Here is a 16131-nt window from a genome sequence, read left to right as displayed (position 1 = left end):
CCGCGGTCAGCCGGTCGGTTTGTCAGTCCGCCGCCGACGCGCGCTGGGCGTTGAACTCCTGGACGTTGCGCAGGTGTTCCGCGTAGTCGGCGGTGAAGCGGGTGTCGCCGGGCCGCACGGTGACGAAGTAGAGCCAGTCGCCGGGCGGGGGGTCGACCGCGGCGTGCATGGCCTGCTCGCCGGGGTTGCCGATCGGAGTGGGGGGCAGCCCCTGGCGGTTGTAGGTGTTGTACGGGTTGTCCATGCGGGTGTCGGCGTGCGACGTGTCGAGCGTGGAGCGGCCGAGCCCGTAGTTGAGGGTCGAGTCCATCTGGAGCGTCATGCCCTGGGCGAGGCGGTTGTGGATGACCCGGGCGACCTTCCCCATGTCCTCCGGGGTGTCCGCCTCGGCCTGTACGACGCTGGCGATGGTCACCGTCTGGTAGAGGCTCACGCCGTTGCGCTGGGCGCCGGACGTGATGCGGTCGGCCCCGAACCGCTGATGAGCGGTCCTGACCATATAGTCGAGCAGGCCGCGCGGGGTCGTCTTCCGGTAGACCGGGTAGGTGGCGGGGAAGAGGAACCCCTCCGGATTGCCCAGCGCGTCCGCCGGCAGTTTGAGCGTGCCGGCCTCGGCGGTCCTGCGGGTGGTGCCGGGCGCCACCTTCAGCGCCTTGTCGGCCGCCTCGTACACCTGGCTCGCCCGCCACCCCTCGGGGACGAGCAGCATCGTCGGCTTCTCCGGTGGCGGCACGGCGGGGGGCTGCTTGAGCAGCAGCAGCGGCACCAGCACCGCGACAGCCGCGACGGCGACCAGGCCGGCGCCCAGGGCCAGCCAACCGCGACGGGTCATACGGGGCCTCCTGCGCCGGGGCGTGTCCTGCGGGGGCTCGTTCACCATGCCGGAACGCTAACCCGATATCAGCACATAATCCGGTAAATCCACCCGGATCGTCGCCAGCCGCCGAGAGGGAACAGACGAACACGGGGCCGGTTGTTCGCCCGAAGGCGTGATCGCGGTTGGTTTAGCCGCGCGTGCCGAATGTGACGGGTGATGCTTACGATGCGCAAGCGACGGGCTGCAGACCGCGACCGCGCAGTCCCACACAGGCATGCGAAGCACAAGGAGAACGCACCTCATGAACGTCATCACCGATCTGCTCGCCGGCGTCGTCCACTTCATCGGCTGGCTCGTCTGACGATCGCCCGCCCGGCGCCGCCACTCCCCCGCCCCAGGGGAGCGGCGGCGCCGTCGTCGTACGGGCGGTCCGGCGCGCGAGGGGCCGCCGGCCTGCCGCGGGGTGTTCAGGAGCCGGCCGGCTCCAGCTCGGCGTCACCGCGCACCAGCGCGGCGTACCGGCCGTCCCGCTCCATCAGCTCCTCGTGCGTCCCCCGCTCCACGATGCGCCCCGCGTCCAGCACCACGATCTCGTCGGCGTCCCGGATGGTGGAGAGCCGGTGGGCGATGGTGATGGTGGTGCGGCCGGCGGACAGCGCGTCGATCGCCTGCTGCACGGCGTGTTCCGTACGGGTGTCGAGGGCGCTGGTGGCCTCGTCGAGGATCAGCACCGGCGGATCGCGCAGGATCGTGCGGGCGATGGCCAGCCGCTGCTTCTCCCCACCGGAGAAGCGGTATCCCCGCTCGCCGACCAGGGTGTCGTAACCGTCCGGCAGCGACGCGATGTGGTCGTGGATCTGGGCCGCCCTGGCCGCCGCCTCGATCTCCTGGTCGGTCGCCTCGGGCCGGGCGAAGCGGAGGTTGTCGGCGACCGAGGCGTGGAAGAGGTAGGTCTCCTGGGAGACCACGCCCACCCCGCGGGCGAGGCTGTCGAAGTCCAGGTCCCGCACGTCGACGCCGTCGAGTGTGACGCGGCCGCCGGTGACGTCGTACAGCCGGGGGACGAGATAGCTGAGCGTGGACTTGCCGGAGCCGGTGGGGCCGACGACGGCCAGGCTGCCGCCGGCCGGCACGGCGACGTCGATGCCGCTGAGCGTCTCGCCGCTCTTGGCGTCGTACCGGAAGTCGACGTCCTCGAAGCGGACCTCGCCCCGGATCTCCTCCAGCCGGACCGGGGCGTCGGGCTCGGTGATGTCCACCCGGAGGTCCAGGTACTCGAAGATCCGCTGGAACAGGGCCATGGAGGTCTGGATGTCCACCCCGGTCGACAGCAGGCTCACGGCGGGCCGGAAGAGGCCCTGCTGGAGCGAGACGAACGCGACGAGCGTGCCGATCGAGATGGCCGGGCCGCCCGCCTGGAGAGCCAGCCCCGCCGCCCAGTAGAGCATCGCGGGCATGGCGGCCATGACGATCCCTATGGTCGACATGCGCCACCGGCCAGCCATCGAGGAGCGGACCTCCAGGTCGACGAGGCGCTCGGACTCGGCGGCGAAGGACCGGGTGAGCGAGTCGGCCCGGCCCATGGTGCGGCCCAGCAGGATCCCGCTGACCGACAGCGACTCCGTGACGGTCGCGGCCATGGCGGCCATCTGCCCCTGCCGCTGGGTGGTGATCCGCTTGCGCTCGCGGCCGACCCGGCGGCTGATCCACACGAACACCGGCAGCAGGAGCAGCGAGACGACCGTCAGCCGCCAGTCCAGGGCCAGCATCGCCACGACGGTGGCCACGACGGCGGTCAGGTTCGACACCAGGGAGGTCGCGGTGGAGGTGACGGTCGCCTGCATCCCGCCGATGTCGTTGGCGATGCGTGACTGGACCTCACCGGTGCGCGTGCGGGTGAAGAAGGCGAGAGGCATGCGCTGGAGCCGGCCGTAGACGGCGGTGCGCAGGTCGTGCATGACGCGCTGGCCCACCGTCGTGGAGATCAGCGTCTGCAGCACGCCGAAGACACCGGTCACCACGGCGGTGAGGATCATGCCGAGGGCGAGCAGGGTGAGCAGACCCGTGCGGCCCTGCGGGATCGCGGTGTCGAGGATCTCGCGGAGCAGGAAGGGCGAGGCGACCGACACGAGCGACGAGGCGCCGACGAGCAGGCCGACCACGGCCAGCCGGCCGCGGTAGGGACGGAAGAGGCGGAGGACGCGCCGGATCTGGGCCGGCTGCTCCGGATCGGGAGGCGGGGGCGTCCAGGTGGACTCGGCGTGGATGCGCATGGGCTCCTTCGAACGTACAGGGCGGGCCGCGGACCGTCCTGCGGAGGCGGTGCCCGGACGGCCGCGGAGCGGTGCCCGGACGGCCGCTTCGGCGGCTTCCGGAGGACCGGGACCCGGCTCCGGAGCGGACCCGCCGGGCGATTCCCGGACGACTCCCAGCGGCTCGGGGTGTCGCCCTCCGCACGGCTGGGGGAACCGGGCCGGCGAGGGGTTTTCGAGAGGATAGCTCATTGTTACCTATCCTCACAATGAGCGGGGTCCTGATAGCATCCGGCCATGTACTCCCCCGACGCCGACGGCCTTCTCGCGGAGCAGTTGCTCCGGCTGACCCGGCGCCTCCACCGCAGCCAGAAGCGGCAGCTGGAGTCGGCCGACATAGCGATCACCCCCGCCCAGTCCCGGCTGCTGCGCACGGTCGCCCACTACGACACCCCGCCCCGGATGGCCGACCTCGCCGCCCGCCTCGAGGTCGTCCCGCGCGCCGTGACCAGCCTGGTGGACGGGCTGGAGGCGAGCGGGCGGGTCCGCCGGGTCCCCGATCCGGCCAGCCGGCGGGTGGTGCGGATCGAGCTCACCGACGCCGGGCGGGACACGCTGCGGCAGCTGCGTACCGCGCGCCGGGCCGCCGCGGAGGACATCCTGGCCCCATTGACCGCCGAACAGCGCGAGGTGCTCGGCGGGCTGCTGTCCGCCCTGGTCGACGGGAGCCCGGAGCACCACTGCTGACGCCCGTGCCGTGACACCCCGCGCCGTGTCGCCGGTCGCCCGACGCCCGTGCCGCCTGCCGAGGGGACAGTGACATGCCACTGCCGGAGCCGAAACCCGACGCCCTGAGACCGGGCACGCACCACGGCCCCTCCCCCGACCGGGTGCCCGACCTGATGGCCCACGGGTCACCCGGACGGCTGCGTGACGAACTGACGGCGCTGCTGGGTGCGCGGAAGGTGCTGTGGCAGGTCTCCGACCTCGTCCGGTACGCGTCGGACGCCAGCCCCTACCGCTTCGTCCCCCAGGTCGTCGTGGTCCCGGAGGACGTCGACGACGTCTCGGCCGTCCTGTCGTACGCCCACGGCCGTGGCCGGGAGGTCGTGTTCCGTGCCGCCGGGACCAGCCTCAACGGCCAGGCGCAGGGCGAGGACATCCTGGTCGACGTGCGCCGGCACTGGGCGGGGATCGAGGTCCTCGACGGCGGCGCCCGCGCCCGTGTCCGCCCCGGCACCACCCTCGCCCGCGCCAACGCGGCCCTCGCCCGGTACGGGCGCGTACTGGGCCCCGACCCGGCGAGCGCGATCGCGTGCACCGTCGGCGGGGTCGTCGCCAACAACGCGTCGGGGATGACCGCCGGCACGGCGCGCAACTCGTACCGCACGGTCGCCTCGCTCACCGTCGTCCTGCCGTCCGGCACGGTCGTGGACACCGGCGACCCGGCGGCCGACGACGTCCTGGAGCGCGCGGAGCCCGGCCTGTGCGCGGAGCTGCTCGCCATCAAGGCGGAGATCGAGGCCGACGCGGAGCTGACGGCCCGGATCCGCGCCAAGTACGCGCTCAAGAACACCAACGGCTACCGGCTCGACGCCTTCCTCGACGTCGCGACGCCGGCCGGGATCCTGCGCGGGCTGATGGTCGGCTCGCAGGGCACCCTCGGCTTCATCTCCGAAGTGGTCTTCGACACCCTGCCGCTGGACCGCGAGGTCGCCGCGGCGCTGCTGTTCTTCCCCTCCCTGCCCGCCGCCGCGGCCGCGGTGCCGCGCTTCACCGAGGCGGGCGCGGTCGCCGTGGAGCTGATGGACGGCAACACGCTGCGGGCCTCCGTCCGGGTGGACGGGGTGCCCGCCGACTGGGGGCGGCTGCCCGGCCCGACCACGGCGCTGCTGGTGGAGTTCCGCGCGCCCCACGCGGCGGCCCTGGAGTCCTGCGAGCGGGCGGCGGCGCGGGTGCTCGACGACGTCGAGCTGGTGGCGCCGGTGGAGTCGGTGACCAACGCCTTCACCCGGGACGCCCGGACGATCGGCGGTTACTGGAAGGCCCGCAAGGCGTTCGTCGCCGCGGCGGGCGGCGGACGCCCCTCCGGTACGACGCTGATCACCGAGGACTTCGCGGTGCCGCCCGCCCGGCTCGCCGAGGCGTGCGAGGCGCTCCTCGCACTCCAGGCCGAGCACGGCTTCGACGCCGCCGTCGCCGGCCACGCGGCCCACGGGAACCTGCACTTCCTGCTGGCCTTCGACCCGTCCGACCCGGACGACGTGGACCGGTACGCCGCCTTCATGGACGAGTTCTGCAAGCTGACCGTCGAGCGGTTCGACGGCTCCCTGAAGGCCGAGCACGCCACCGGCCGGAACATCGCGCCGTTCCTGGAGCTCGAGTGGGGGCCCAGGGCCACGGAGCTGATGTGGCGCACCAAGCGGGCCTTCGACCCCGACGGGGTGCTGGCCCCACGCGTCGTCCTCGACCGGGACCCCCGGGGCCACCTGCGCGGCCTGAAGACGGTGCCGAGGGTGGAGCCGATCACCGACGCGTGCATCGAGTGCGGCTTCTGCGAGCCGTCCTGCCCCAGCCGCGACCTGACGACGACGCCCCGCCAGCGGATCGTGCTGCGCCGCGAGATGATGCGGCAGGTCCCCGGGGCGCCCGTCGAGACGGGCCTGCTGGCGGCGTACGGGTACGCCGCGGTGGACACCTGCGCGGGCGACTCGGTGTGCGGCCTCGACTGCCCGGTGGGCATCGACACGGGCGCGCTGATGAAGCGCCTGCGGCACGCCCGCCACTCGGCACGCGAGGAGCGGACGGCGGCGCTGGCCGCGCGGCGGTTCGCGGCGGTGGAGGCTTCGGCGCGGCTCGCGGTGGCCACCGGCCGCCGGCTCGGCGACCGCCTGCCCGGTGCCGTCACCCGGCTGGTCCGCGCGGTGGCGGGGCCCGAGCTGGTGCCGGGGTGGCTGCCGGAGATCCCCGGTGCGGCCGCCGCCCGGCTGCCCGTCACGGAGCGGGCGCGGGCGGTGGCCGTGTACTACCCGGCGTGCGTGAACCGGGTGTTCGGCGAGCCGGAGGGGTTCGACGGGCCGTCCCTGCCCGAGGCGGTGGTGGCCCTGTCCGCACGGGCGGGGAAGCCGGTGTGGATCCCGGCCGATGTGACGGGCACCTGCTGCGCCACGATCTGGCACTCCAAGGGGTACGACGAGGGCGCGCGGGTGATGGCGAACCGGATCGTCGAGGCCGCCTGGGGCTGGACCGCGGGCGGGCGGCTGCCGCTCGTGGTGGACGCCTCCTCCTGCGCGCTGGGCCTGGGGCGCGAGGTGGTGCCGTACCTGGACGCCCGCAACCGCGAGCTGCACGCGGAACTGACCGTGCTCGACTCGGTCGTGTGGGCCGCCGACGACCTGCTGCCGCACCTGACGGTGCGGCGGAAGGCCGCCTCCGCGGTCGTCCATCCCACCTGCGCGATGCGGCACCTGGGCGACCAGGACCGGCTGCCGGTGATCGCCGAGGCGTGCGCGGAGGAGGTCGTCGTCCCGGACGACGCCGGCTGCTGCGCCTTCGCGGGCGACCGGGGCATGCTGCACCCCGAGCTGACGGAATCGGCGACGGCCCGCGAGGCGGCCGAGGTGACGGCGCGGACCTTCGACGCGTACCTCTCCGCGAACCGCATGTGCGAGCTCGGCATGCACCACGCCACGGGCCGCCCCTACCACTCGGTGCTGCTGGAGCTGGAGCGGGCGACCCGCCTCTGACGCTCACGCCGGTGCCGACGCCGCTCCCTCGGCTGCCGGAGCCCCGGCGCCTACGTAGGGGTGATGGCGAGGAGGAGGGCCGTCCCCGCCGGCGCCGTGGTCGTCAGCCGTCGCCGGCCGGTCCGGCCGCCGTGAGAACACTGTGCCCATGACTGATCTGCTCCTGACATACGCGGGTCACCGGGACCGGTACTTTCCGGCCGCGAACCGGTCGCGGCCTGCCCGGTACCAAGGAGTCTCATGGGGCGGCCCGCCGGCCCGACAGCCTTTCGAGGGCTATCCAAACGTGCCTGCGAACGGCACCGCCGCCCGTGGGGCGCCCACGGGCCAATCGGCCGTGGTGGAGCGTGTCGGTCGGCCCCAGAAGCCCGCCCGCGTAGGGGCCGGGGCCGACCAGGGTCGGCAGGCGGGGTCGGCCGGGGCACCCGACCGCGCCCAGAGACCGGCGCCGACGGCGTACGGCTCCGTCACGCCGACCGCCGGGCGCGGGCGGGCCGTCCCGCGCGAGCCTTCCAGACCGTGCGCCGGAACCCTTTGGTGAACGCCATCGCGCCATCCCCGCACAAGAGTCCATGTGCTCGAAACGAGAGTCCAGCCAGCCCTCTTGCGTGTCCGCAGCCCCAACAGCCAGGGTCCTTGCCGGGATTCATGAACCAGCCGCGCACACAACGCACTGGAGGTTCGATGAACGACGCAGCACCCGGGAACCAGGACCGGGCCGAGGACTCACCCAGCCGCCGGTCCGTCCTGCGGACCACGGCCGGGGTGGCGGGCGCCGCCGGACTGGGGCTCGGCGCGCTGGGCGGTACCGCTGTCGCCGCCGAGAACGACGGACCGGAGACCACCGCCACTCCCCCGCGCCAGGGCCGCACGATGGCCGGCGTGCCCTTCGAGCGGCGTTCCACCGTCCGCGTCGCGATCGTCGGGCTCGGCAACCGTGGCGGCAGCATGATCGACCTGTTCCTCGCCATCCCCGGCGTCCGGGTGGTCGCCGTCTGCGATCCCGTGAAGGCCAGGACGGAACAGGCCGCCGCCAGGGTGGTGAGGGCCGGACAGCCGTCGCCCGCCGTCTACGCCAACGGGGAGAACGACTACGAGCGGCTCTGCGAGCGCGGCGACATCGACCTCGTCTATGTGGCGACACCGTGGGACGTCCACTTCGCCATGGCGAAGACAGCGATGCTGAACGGCAAGCACGTCGGCGTCGAGTGCCCCGTCGCGATGCGCCTGGACGAGCTGTGGGAGCTGGTCGACCTCTCCGAGCGCACCCGCCGCCACTGCGTGCAGTTGGAGAACTGCTGCTACGGCAAGAACGAGATGCGGGTGCTGCGCATGGCCCACGCGGGCAAGTTCGGCGAGCTGCTGCACGGGGCCGGGGCGTACAACCACGACCTGCGGGCCCTGATGTTCTCGCCGACGTACTACGAGGGCCCCTGGCGTCGGCTGTGGCACACCCGGCTGCGGGGCGACCTGTACCCCAACCACGGCTTCGGGCCGGTCGCCAACTACATGGACGTCAACCGGGGCGACCGCGCGGTCAGCATCAGCAGCTTCGGCACGCCCGCACTGGGGTTGGCCGAGTACCGCGAGGCCAACATGGAGCCGGGCGACCCGAGCTGGAAGGAGACGTACATCGAGAGCGACCGCACCATCAGCATGGTGCGGACCGCCAAGGGCCGGGTGATCCGGCTGGAGCACGATGTGTCGACACCGCACCCGTACAGCAGGATCAACAGCCTCGGCGGTACGAAGGGCGTGTTCGAGGACTACCCGGCGCGGATATACATCGAGCCGGACCACGACGACCACCGGTGGGCGGACTTCTCGGCGTACGCGGACGAGTTCGACCACTGGCTGTGGAAGGAGCACGCCAACCCGCCCGGCGGCCACGGGGGGATGGACTACATCATGGTGTTCCGGCTGACGCAGTGCATGAGGCTCGGCCTGGTCCCCGACTTCGACGTGTACGACGCGGCCACCTGGACGGCCCCGGTGCCGCTGAGCCACGCCTCCATCAAGGCGAAGGGCGCGCCGCAGCGGATACCCGACTTCACCCGCGGCGAGTGGAGAAGGGCCCGGTCGGGCGTGGACTCGGTCAAGCCGGAGTGAGAACCGTGGGAGCGGGCCCGGTCCGGGCCCGCTCCTCGCGTTCAGCGGTGGCGACGGTCCTCCGTCAGCGTCCCCTGCTCGGTCCCCGGGCTCCGGCCCCGGCAGCCGCCGGAGCCGTACAGCCGGTACCGCTCGGAGCTGGTGCCGACCGCGTGCCGCTGGTCGCGCGGGACGCCGGTGGTCCAGGTCGCGCACCCGCCCGCGTACGTGTCGTCGAGCCTGGTCCACCGCGGGCGCTGCCCGGCGCGCGGGACCGGGGAGTCGGCGCGGTCGCCGAGGGTGAGGACGGTCCGCAGCCGGTCGCCGGGGAGGGGCCGGTGAGCGGGATCACCCCGGCCGGGGACGTCGGCGGCCCGGGCTGCGGTGACCGGATCGCGCCAATCGGTGCCGAACTCCGCGGGTGGGTCGTGGGGCGTGGCGGACGCCGGGGCCGTACCCGCCGGCGCGGTGACGCCGAGGTCTCCGCCGATGAACATGCTCATGACTCGTCGTGGTCTCATGGGCCGGGAGTGAAGCGCGGGACGGCCTCCCCGGCGCCGGGGGCGGGGGGTGGCCGGTGGCGTGTTCCGCGCGGTCCGGTCGGAAAACCGATTGCCGTCGGCGGGCCCGGAAGGCGAACCTTGCACGGTTTCCGGCCGCCGCTCAGCGCTGCCGCCCGCCGACGGAACCCCTGGGACGTCATGCAGATCCACCATCTTCCGTACGCCGATCCGGGTGCTCCCGACGTCAGGTCGGGCACGCGCTTCCTCCTCTGGCTCGGCCGCAACCAGCTGGGCGGTCAGGTCAAGTCCCTGCTGTGGGGCCTGCTGCTGCACCTCGGCATCGCCGGTCTGCCGCTGGGCGTGGGCCTCGCGGTCCAGGCCGTGATCGACCGCTCGGGCGGCGGCCTGGCCCGCGCCGGAGCGCTCATCGCCCTGATGGGCGCCGCCATCGCCGTGGGCGACACGATGATGCACCGCACGGCCGTGACGAACTGGATCACCGCCGCCGCCCGTGTCCAGCAGTTGCTGGCGCGCAAGGCCGCCGAGTTGGGCTCGGTGCTGAACCGCCGGGTCGCCGCGGGCGAGGTCGTCGCCGTCTCCACCGGCGACGTCGAGAAGATCGGCTGGTTCGTGGAGACCCTGTCGCGGTTCGCCGCGGCGGCCACCGCGCTGGTGGTGATCTGCGGGGGCCTGGTCGTCTACCAGCCCGACCTCGGTGTCGTCGTCGCCGTGGGCGTACCCGTGCTGGCGCTCGCCGCCCTGCCGCTGCTCCCCCGCGCCACCCGGCGCGCGGACGTCCAGCGGGAGAAGGCGGGCCGCGCCACCGAACTGGCCTCCGACACGGTCGCCGGGCTGCGGGTGCTGCGCGGCATCGGCGGCGAGGAGCTGTTCCTCCGCCGCTACCGCGAAGCGTCCCAGGAGGTGCGCGAGGCCGCCGTGCGCAGCGCCCGGATGTGGGCCCTGATCGCCGCGGTGCAGGTGATGCTGCCGGGGCTGCTGCTGGTCGTGGTGGTGCTGTACGGGGCGAAACTCGCCCTGGAGGGACGCGTCACGGTCGGCGAACTGGTCACCGTGTACGGCGCGGTCACCCTCGCCCACCACCCGCTGCGCAACTTCGAGGAGATCGCCATGGCGTACTCCTTCTCGCGTCCTTCCGCGAAGCGCGCCGCCAGGGTGCTCGCCCTGACGCGCACCACCACCAGCACCCAGGCGGCGGCCGGCGAACGGCCGGGCGGCGACCTGTACGACCCGGTGACCGGGCTGCTCGCCCCGGCCGGTCTGTTCACCGCCGTGGTGTGCGGCGACCCGGACGCCGCCGGCAGGCTGGCCGACCGGCTCGGCGGGCATCCGTCCGAGGCCCCGGAGTCGCACGTCTCCGTCCTCCTCGGCGGGGTTCCCCTCGACGAACTGCCGCTCGACACGGCGCGTTCGGCCGTCCTGGTCCAGGACAAGGACCCGGTCCTGCTGTCCGGCACCCTGCGCGAGCTGCTGGACGTGCCGTCGTCCGGGAAGGTCACCGCCGACGAGGCGCTCGCGGCCGCCCGGTGCGGCGACGTGCTGGACGCGCTCGCGCAGGCGTCGCCGGACGACGGCGGCGATCCGGCGCTCACCCGGATCACCGAGCGCGGCCGGTCCCTGTCCGGCGGCCAGCGCCAGCGCCTGGCCCTGGCGCGGTCGCTGGTCACCGACCCCGAGGTGCTGGTGCTGGACGAACCGACGTCCGCGGTGGACTCGCACACCGAGGCGCGGGTCGCGGCCGGCGTCCAGCGGCTGCGCGCCGGCCGGACGACCGTGGTGCTGGCCTCGTCGCCGCTGCTGCTGGACCTGGCGGACCGGGTGGTGCTCGTCCATGAGGGCCGGGCGGTGGCGGTGGGCACCCACCGCGAACTGCTGGCCGCCGACGGCCGCTACCGCGCGGTCGTCACCCGCGAGACCGAGGAGGAGACCCTGGTGGACATCGAGGAGTCGGCATGACCGTCGTCATCGGCATGGCGCCGCCCGCCCACGACCCGGCGGCCCCGGAGTCGGCGACCACCCTGCCGGTGGGCACGGCCGCGACCGTCCGGGCGTACGTGACCGGACTCCTGCGCCGCCACCGCACGGCGTTCGCCGTGCTGGTCGCCGTCAACGCGGTGGCGGTCGTGGCGTCGATGGTCGGGCCGTACCTGCTCGGCTCGCTGGTCGACCGGCTCGCCGAGGGCGCGCGGGACCTGCACCTGCCGGTCACCGTGGGGGCGTTCCTGGCCGCGCTGGTGGTGCAGACGGTGTTCGTGCGCATGGTGCGGCTGCGCGGGGCGATGCTCGGCGAGGAGATGCTGGCCGATCTGCGCGAGGACTTCCTCGTGCGGTCCGTCGCGCTGCCGCCGGGTGTGCTGGAGCGGGCGGGCACCGGTGACCTGCTCTCCCGGATCACCACCGACATCGACCGGCTGGCCAACGCCATGCGGGAGGCGGTGCCGCAGCTGGCCGTCGGCGTGGTGTGGGCGGGGCTGCTGATCGGCGGGCTGACGGTGACCGCGCCGCCGCTGGCGCTCGCCGTGCTGGTGGCGGCGCCGGTACTGGTCGTGGGCTGCCGCTGGTACTTCCGGCGGGCGCCCTCGGCGTACCGTTCCGAGGCCGCCGGGTACGCGGCGGTCGCCGCCGCCCTGGCCGAGACGGTCGACGCGGGCCGGACGGTCGAGGCGCACCGGCTGGGCGGGCGGCGGATCGCGCTGTCCGAACGGCGGATCAAGGAGTGGACGGCGTGGGAGCGTTACACGCTCTTCCTGCGCTCGGTGCTCTTCCCGGTCGTCAACATCACCCACACCACCGTGCTGGCCGCCGTCCTGATGATCGGCGGCGTGTTCGTCCTGAACGGCTGGATGGACGTCGGGCAGCTGACGACCGGCGCGCTGCTGGCCCAGATGCTGGTCGACCCGGTGGGCGTCATCCTGCGCTGGTACGACGAGCTCCAGGTGGCGCAGGTGTCGCTGGCCAGGCTCGTCGGGGTGCGGGACATCGAGCCGGAGAGCGGCGACGCGTCGGTCCGGCCCGACGGGCGCGACGTACGGGCGCGGGAGGTGCGGTTCGGCTACCGCGACGGCGTGGACGTGCTGCACGGGGTGTCGCTGGACGTGCCGCCGGGCACGCGCGTGGCGCTGGTCGGCCCTTCGGGGGCGGGCAAGTCGACGCTGGGCCGGCTGCTGGCCGGGATCTACGCGCCGCGCGACGGGCGGATCACGCTGGGCGGCGCGGAGCTGTCGCGGATGCCCGCCGAGCGGGTCCGGGAGCACGTCGCGCTGGTCAACCAGGAGCACCACGTCTTCGTCGGGACGCTCCGCGACAATCTGCTGCTCGCCCGGGCGGGCGCCCAGGACGCCGAGCTGTGGGCGGCCCTCGCGGCGGTCGACGCCGACGGCTGGGCGCGGGCGCTGGACGACGGGCTGGACACCGAGGTCGGGTCCGGCGGCCTGGCCCTGACCCCGGCGCAGGCCCAGCAGGTGGCACTGGCCCGCCTGGTGCTGGCCGACCCGCACACCCTGGTGCTGGACGAGGCGACGTCCCTGCTGGACCCGCGCGCCGCCCGGCATCTGGAGCGGTCCCTGGCCCGGGTGCTGGAGGGCCGTACGGTGGTGGCGATCGCGCACCGGCTGCACACGGCCCATGACGCGGATGTGATCGCGGTCGTCGAGGACGGCCGGATCACCGAGTCGGGCAGCCACGCCGAGCTGGTCGCGGCGGACGGCGCCTACGCGGCGCTGTGGCGGTCCTGGCACGGGTAGCGGCGGGCGCTCGCGCTCCCGCCGCGTCCGGGGGCCGCGTCCGGGGGCCGCGAACGGGGGCCGCGTCCGGGCGGGGACCCGGGGCGGCGCGTGCGCGCCGCCCCGGGTCCCCGCCGTCTCAGCGGCTGCCGTGCACCTCCAGGGCCGCGCGGACCGCCGACTCCATGGCGCCCTCGATCCAGGCGGGCTTGACCGAGGTGTGGCAGCCGGCGAAGTGGAGCGGACCCTCCGTGGTACGCATGTCGAGCAGGATCTCGGTGTGCTGGCCGGGCAGCAGGACGGACGCCTCGCCGTAGGCGTACGGGTCGCGCTGCCAGCTCTGGGTGCGGCCGACGCCCGTGAAGAAGACCTCCAGCCGCTGGCCGTACACCTCCTGCATGCCGCGCAGGGCGAGCGCGTACCGCGCCTCGTCGTCGTAGGCGTCCCAGCGCCTGGCGTCGTCCGCCCAGCTGTAGGACGCGAGGACGACACCGCCGTCACTGCCGGGGACGGGGTGCGAGGGGTTGAACATGAAGCGGTTGGGGTTGTCGGTGACCGACCCGCCGCCGATGACCTCGGCGGCCTCGGGCTGGTCGCGCGACACCCAGGCGTTGGCCGCGTAGTGCGTCCGCTGGTCCTCGGTGAGGTGTCCCCGCAGCACGGAGGGGTGCTCGCCGAGCCGGCGGCCGTCCGGCGGCACCTGGCCCTTGCGGTACTTGTCGTACAGTCCGGGCTCCATGGCGTCCAGCTCGCGCCGCCAGTCGTCCTCGGCGAACTCCCACCAGCGGCGGCTGAATTCCAGGAGGACCTTGGTGGCGCTGTCGTAGTGCACCTCGGTGACGGCGCGGCGCTTCTCGTACGACAGCTGCGGGGAGACCTGGACGTGCCGGAACCCGGAGAACGGGATGGTCACGATCGCCGCGTCCCCGGTGAACCGCTCGCGGACGACCTTGCCGTCCCGGCCCTCGGAGACCGTGTCGACGCTCACCCGTTCCCGGCCGTCCTCCCTGGTCTCGATGCGGGTGACGCGCCGGTCGAACCGGACGTCCTCGCGTACCCGGTCCAGCAGCGCGTCGGCGAGGACGGCGGTGCCGCCCTCCAGCTCGTAGAAGGCGGTGCCGGGGCTGATGAGCGACTGGCTGATGAAGCTGTGCAGGAAGGACAGCGGCAGCCTGGAGGTCATGTTCTCCAGGGTTCCGATGAGGTCGATGGTGCGCTCGTCGAGCTTGGCGTGCTCGGTGAGGAAGCGGTACATGGACCAGTCGCCGAAGCGCTGGACCACTCTGGCCCACCCTTCGACCAGTTCGGGCATCGGCTTGTCGACCCGGGTGCCGTCGGGGCGGAGGGTGCTGTACTCGTCGCGTACGGGATCGAGGGCCTGGCGCACGATGTCCGCCGCCGGCACGTTCTCGTACTTCCGCGGCACGCCGAAGGAGCGGTTGATCGCCTGCGGGTTCTTGGCGTAGTCGGCGCGGCGAGCCCTGATGCCGTTCACGCGGATCCAGGTGCGGTACCGGGGCTTCCCCTCCGGGTCGGTGTCGACGTAGCGGAAGGGGCGGCGCTCGATGCCCAGTTCGTCGATCAGGCCGATGACGAGCGGGTGGCTGCCCGGGATGCGCATGGCGCCCGCCTCGGCGTACTGCTTGGGGTCGGCGAAGGGCTGGGCGGCGTTCTCGTGGCCGCCGGTGCGGAAGGTCTTGATGCGGCCACCGGCCCGGTTTCCGTTGGCCTCGACGACAGTGACGTGGTGACCGGCGCGCTTGAGGAGCGCCGCGGCGACCATGCCGGCCGGGCCGGCGCCGAGGACCAGGACCTTCTTGGGCTTGGAGGCCGCTTTGGGCAGCCCTCCACCCAGCAGGATCTTCTCGTAACGCGGGACCAGGGGCTGGTTCTTGTCGTCGAGCACCAGCAGGGCGCGGGCGACGGCCAGGCAGGTCTGCCAGTCGGCGGTGGAACGGGGGGCCGGAGCGGCGGTGGCGGGTGGCGCGGTGACGGCGGCGGCGGGAAGAGCGGCCGCCGCGGCGACCGTGCTGGTGCGGGCCGTGAACTGACGGCGCGTCAGTTGAGAGGAATCCATGGTCAGAAGAAAGCGGATCTTGAGGCCCCATGGAACGGCTACGCGCCCCGTTCACTCGAACGGGAATCGTCACGGGTTTCTTCAGATGAGATTGAGAGCTGCCGCCCCGCCCACACCGCCCAGCAGCATGAACGCCGGCATCAGCACCTTGAGCTCCACCCAGCTGCCCGCGCGGAAGCGCATGCCCTTCGGCGGCCCCACCGGGTACCAGCGCTTTCCCCCGACCGGGATCGGCCACAGGATCGGGCAGCCCGAGACGGTCAGGGCGTCGCCGACGTCGTGGACGAGTGCGCCCAGCACGATCGGCAGCCCCAGCCACAGGTACTCCTGGCCGGGCGCGGTGAACAGCCAGTCCGCGCCGTTGCCGGGCTTGTCCAGCACACCGGCGAGGGTCCACGCGCTGGTGGCGCCCAGCAGCCACACCAGGACGTCGCTGGACATCCGGGCCGCCCGCCACAGGAGGCCCTCCACCGCCAGCACCAGGTGGACGAAGAGGATGCCCAGCACCGCCCACCGGCCCCCGGTGATCGCGAGCGCGGACGCCCCCGCGCCGCACAGCACGGCCCACACCCAGGTGTGCGTGAGCGTGCGGTGGCCGCCGCTGCGGCGGGCGTCCGCCCGCGTCCTCGTGGCCTTGTAGACGGCGTACGAGAGCTTGTCGACGATCTCGCAGAGGGTCTTCGAGACGGGCCCGAAGGCTCGCGAGATGGTCGCCGACTTGTGGTCGAGGTCCGGGGCGAGCGCCGCTCCGGCGCAGATCAGGGCGCCGACGACGAGCACCGGCCACGGCATCGGATGCCCCGCCGCGGCGGTCGCGGCCCCCACTCCCAGCCACGCGGCCGCTCCGGAGAGCGAGTGCGCCGGTCCCATCATGTGCGTTCCCCGCCCCGTTAGCCCTTGTCCCGCGC

9 protein-coding genes and 1 pseudogene are annotated in these 16131 nt (G+C 73.5%); 5 read left to right on the top strand and 5 right to left on the bottom strand.

The window, feature by feature from the left end; all coding sequences use genetic code 11:
- Nucleotides 1-22: 22 nt before the first annotated feature.
- Nucleotides 23-880, bottom strand: a complete 858-nt coding sequence (gene mltG, locus IE109_RS18660) for an endolytic transglycosylase MltG (RefSeq protein WP_189552045.1) — start codon at nucleotides 878-880, stop codon at nucleotides 23-25.
- Nucleotides 881-1284: 404 nt separating this feature from the next.
- Nucleotides 1285-3090: an ABC transporter ATP-binding protein gene (locus tag IE109_RS18655; protein ID WP_189552044.1), complete on the bottom strand. Its 1806-nt coding sequence runs from the start codon at nucleotides 3088-3090 to the stop codon at nucleotides 1285-1287.
- Between the two features lie 276 nt (nucleotides 3091-3366).
- On the opposite strand from IE109_RS18655, the gene IE109_RS18650 reads away from it, so the two are divergent.
- The 3 genes from IE109_RS18650 to IE109_RS18640 all read left to right on the top strand — a co-directional run bounded on the left by IE109_RS18650 (nucleotide 3367) and on the right by IE109_RS18640 (nucleotide 8924).
- Nucleotides 3367-3816, top strand: a complete 450-nt coding sequence (locus tag IE109_RS18650; RefSeq protein WP_189552043.1) for a MarR family winged helix-turn-helix transcriptional regulator — start codon at nucleotides 3367-3369, stop codon at nucleotides 3814-3816.
- Between the two features lie 74 nt (nucleotides 3817-3890).
- On the top strand, nucleotides 3891-6815 hold the full coding sequence (locus IE109_RS18645) for an FAD-binding and (Fe-S)-binding domain-containing protein (protein ID WP_189552042.1): 2925 nt from the start codon (nucleotides 3891-3893) through the stop codon (nucleotides 6813-6815).
- A gap of 684 nt (nucleotides 6816-7499) precedes the next feature.
- Complete coding sequence (locus IE109_RS18640; RefSeq protein ID WP_189552041.1) at nucleotides 7500-8924, top strand: Gfo/Idh/MocA family protein; 1425 nt, start codon at nucleotides 7500-7502, stop codon at nucleotides 8922-8924.
- A 41-nt stretch (nucleotides 8925-8965) separates the two neighbouring features.
- Here IE109_RS18640 and IE109_RS18635 read toward each other — a convergent pair.
- Nucleotides 8966-9229, bottom strand: a pseudogene (locus tag IE109_RS18635) (peptide-N4-asparagine amidase); the annotation flags it as partial.
- 375 nt (nucleotides 9230-9604) lie between these two features.
- On the opposite strand from IE109_RS18635, the gene IE109_RS18630 reads away from it, so the two are divergent.
- Together IE109_RS18630 and IE109_RS18625 are read left to right on the top strand one after the other, a co-directional pair.
- Nucleotides 9605-11380, top strand: a complete 1776-nt coding sequence (locus IE109_RS18630) for an ABC transporter transmembrane domain-containing protein (protein ID WP_189552040.1) — start codon at nucleotides 9605-9607, stop codon at nucleotides 11378-11380.
- Nucleotides 11377-13167: an ABC transporter ATP-binding protein gene (locus IE109_RS18625; protein ID WP_189552039.1), complete on the top strand. Its 1791-nt coding sequence runs from the start codon at nucleotides 11377-11379 to the stop codon at nucleotides 13165-13167. The genes IE109_RS18630 and IE109_RS18625 overlap by 4 nt, the downstream gene beginning before the upstream one ends.
- Before the next feature lie 118 nt (nucleotides 13168-13285).
- Here the strand turns inward: IE109_RS18625 and lgoX are convergent, their stop codons facing one another.
- Nucleotides 13286-15223 (bottom strand): L-glutamate oxidase LgoX, encoded by a 1938-nt coding sequence (lgoX, locus tag IE109_RS18620; RefSeq protein ID WP_189552038.1) that lies wholly within the window; start codon nucleotides 15221-15223, stop codon nucleotides 13286-13288.
- Nucleotides 15224-15304: 81 nt separating this feature from the next.
- Nucleotides 15305-16096, bottom strand: coding sequence for a metal-dependent hydrolase (locus IE109_RS18615; protein ID WP_189552037.1), 792 nt, complete (start codon nucleotides 16094-16096; stop codon nucleotides 15305-15307).
- Nucleotides 16097-16131 lie beyond the last annotated feature (35 nt).

The organism is Streptomyces lavendofoliae (assembly GCF_014649735.1).
Classification (GTDB): domain Bacteria; phylum Actinomycetota; class Actinomycetes; order Streptomycetales; family Streptomycetaceae; genus Streptomyces; species Streptomyces lavendofoliae.
Note: the sequence above shows the minus strand (reverse complement) of the source record. Positions and strands in the feature narration are given on the sequence as shown.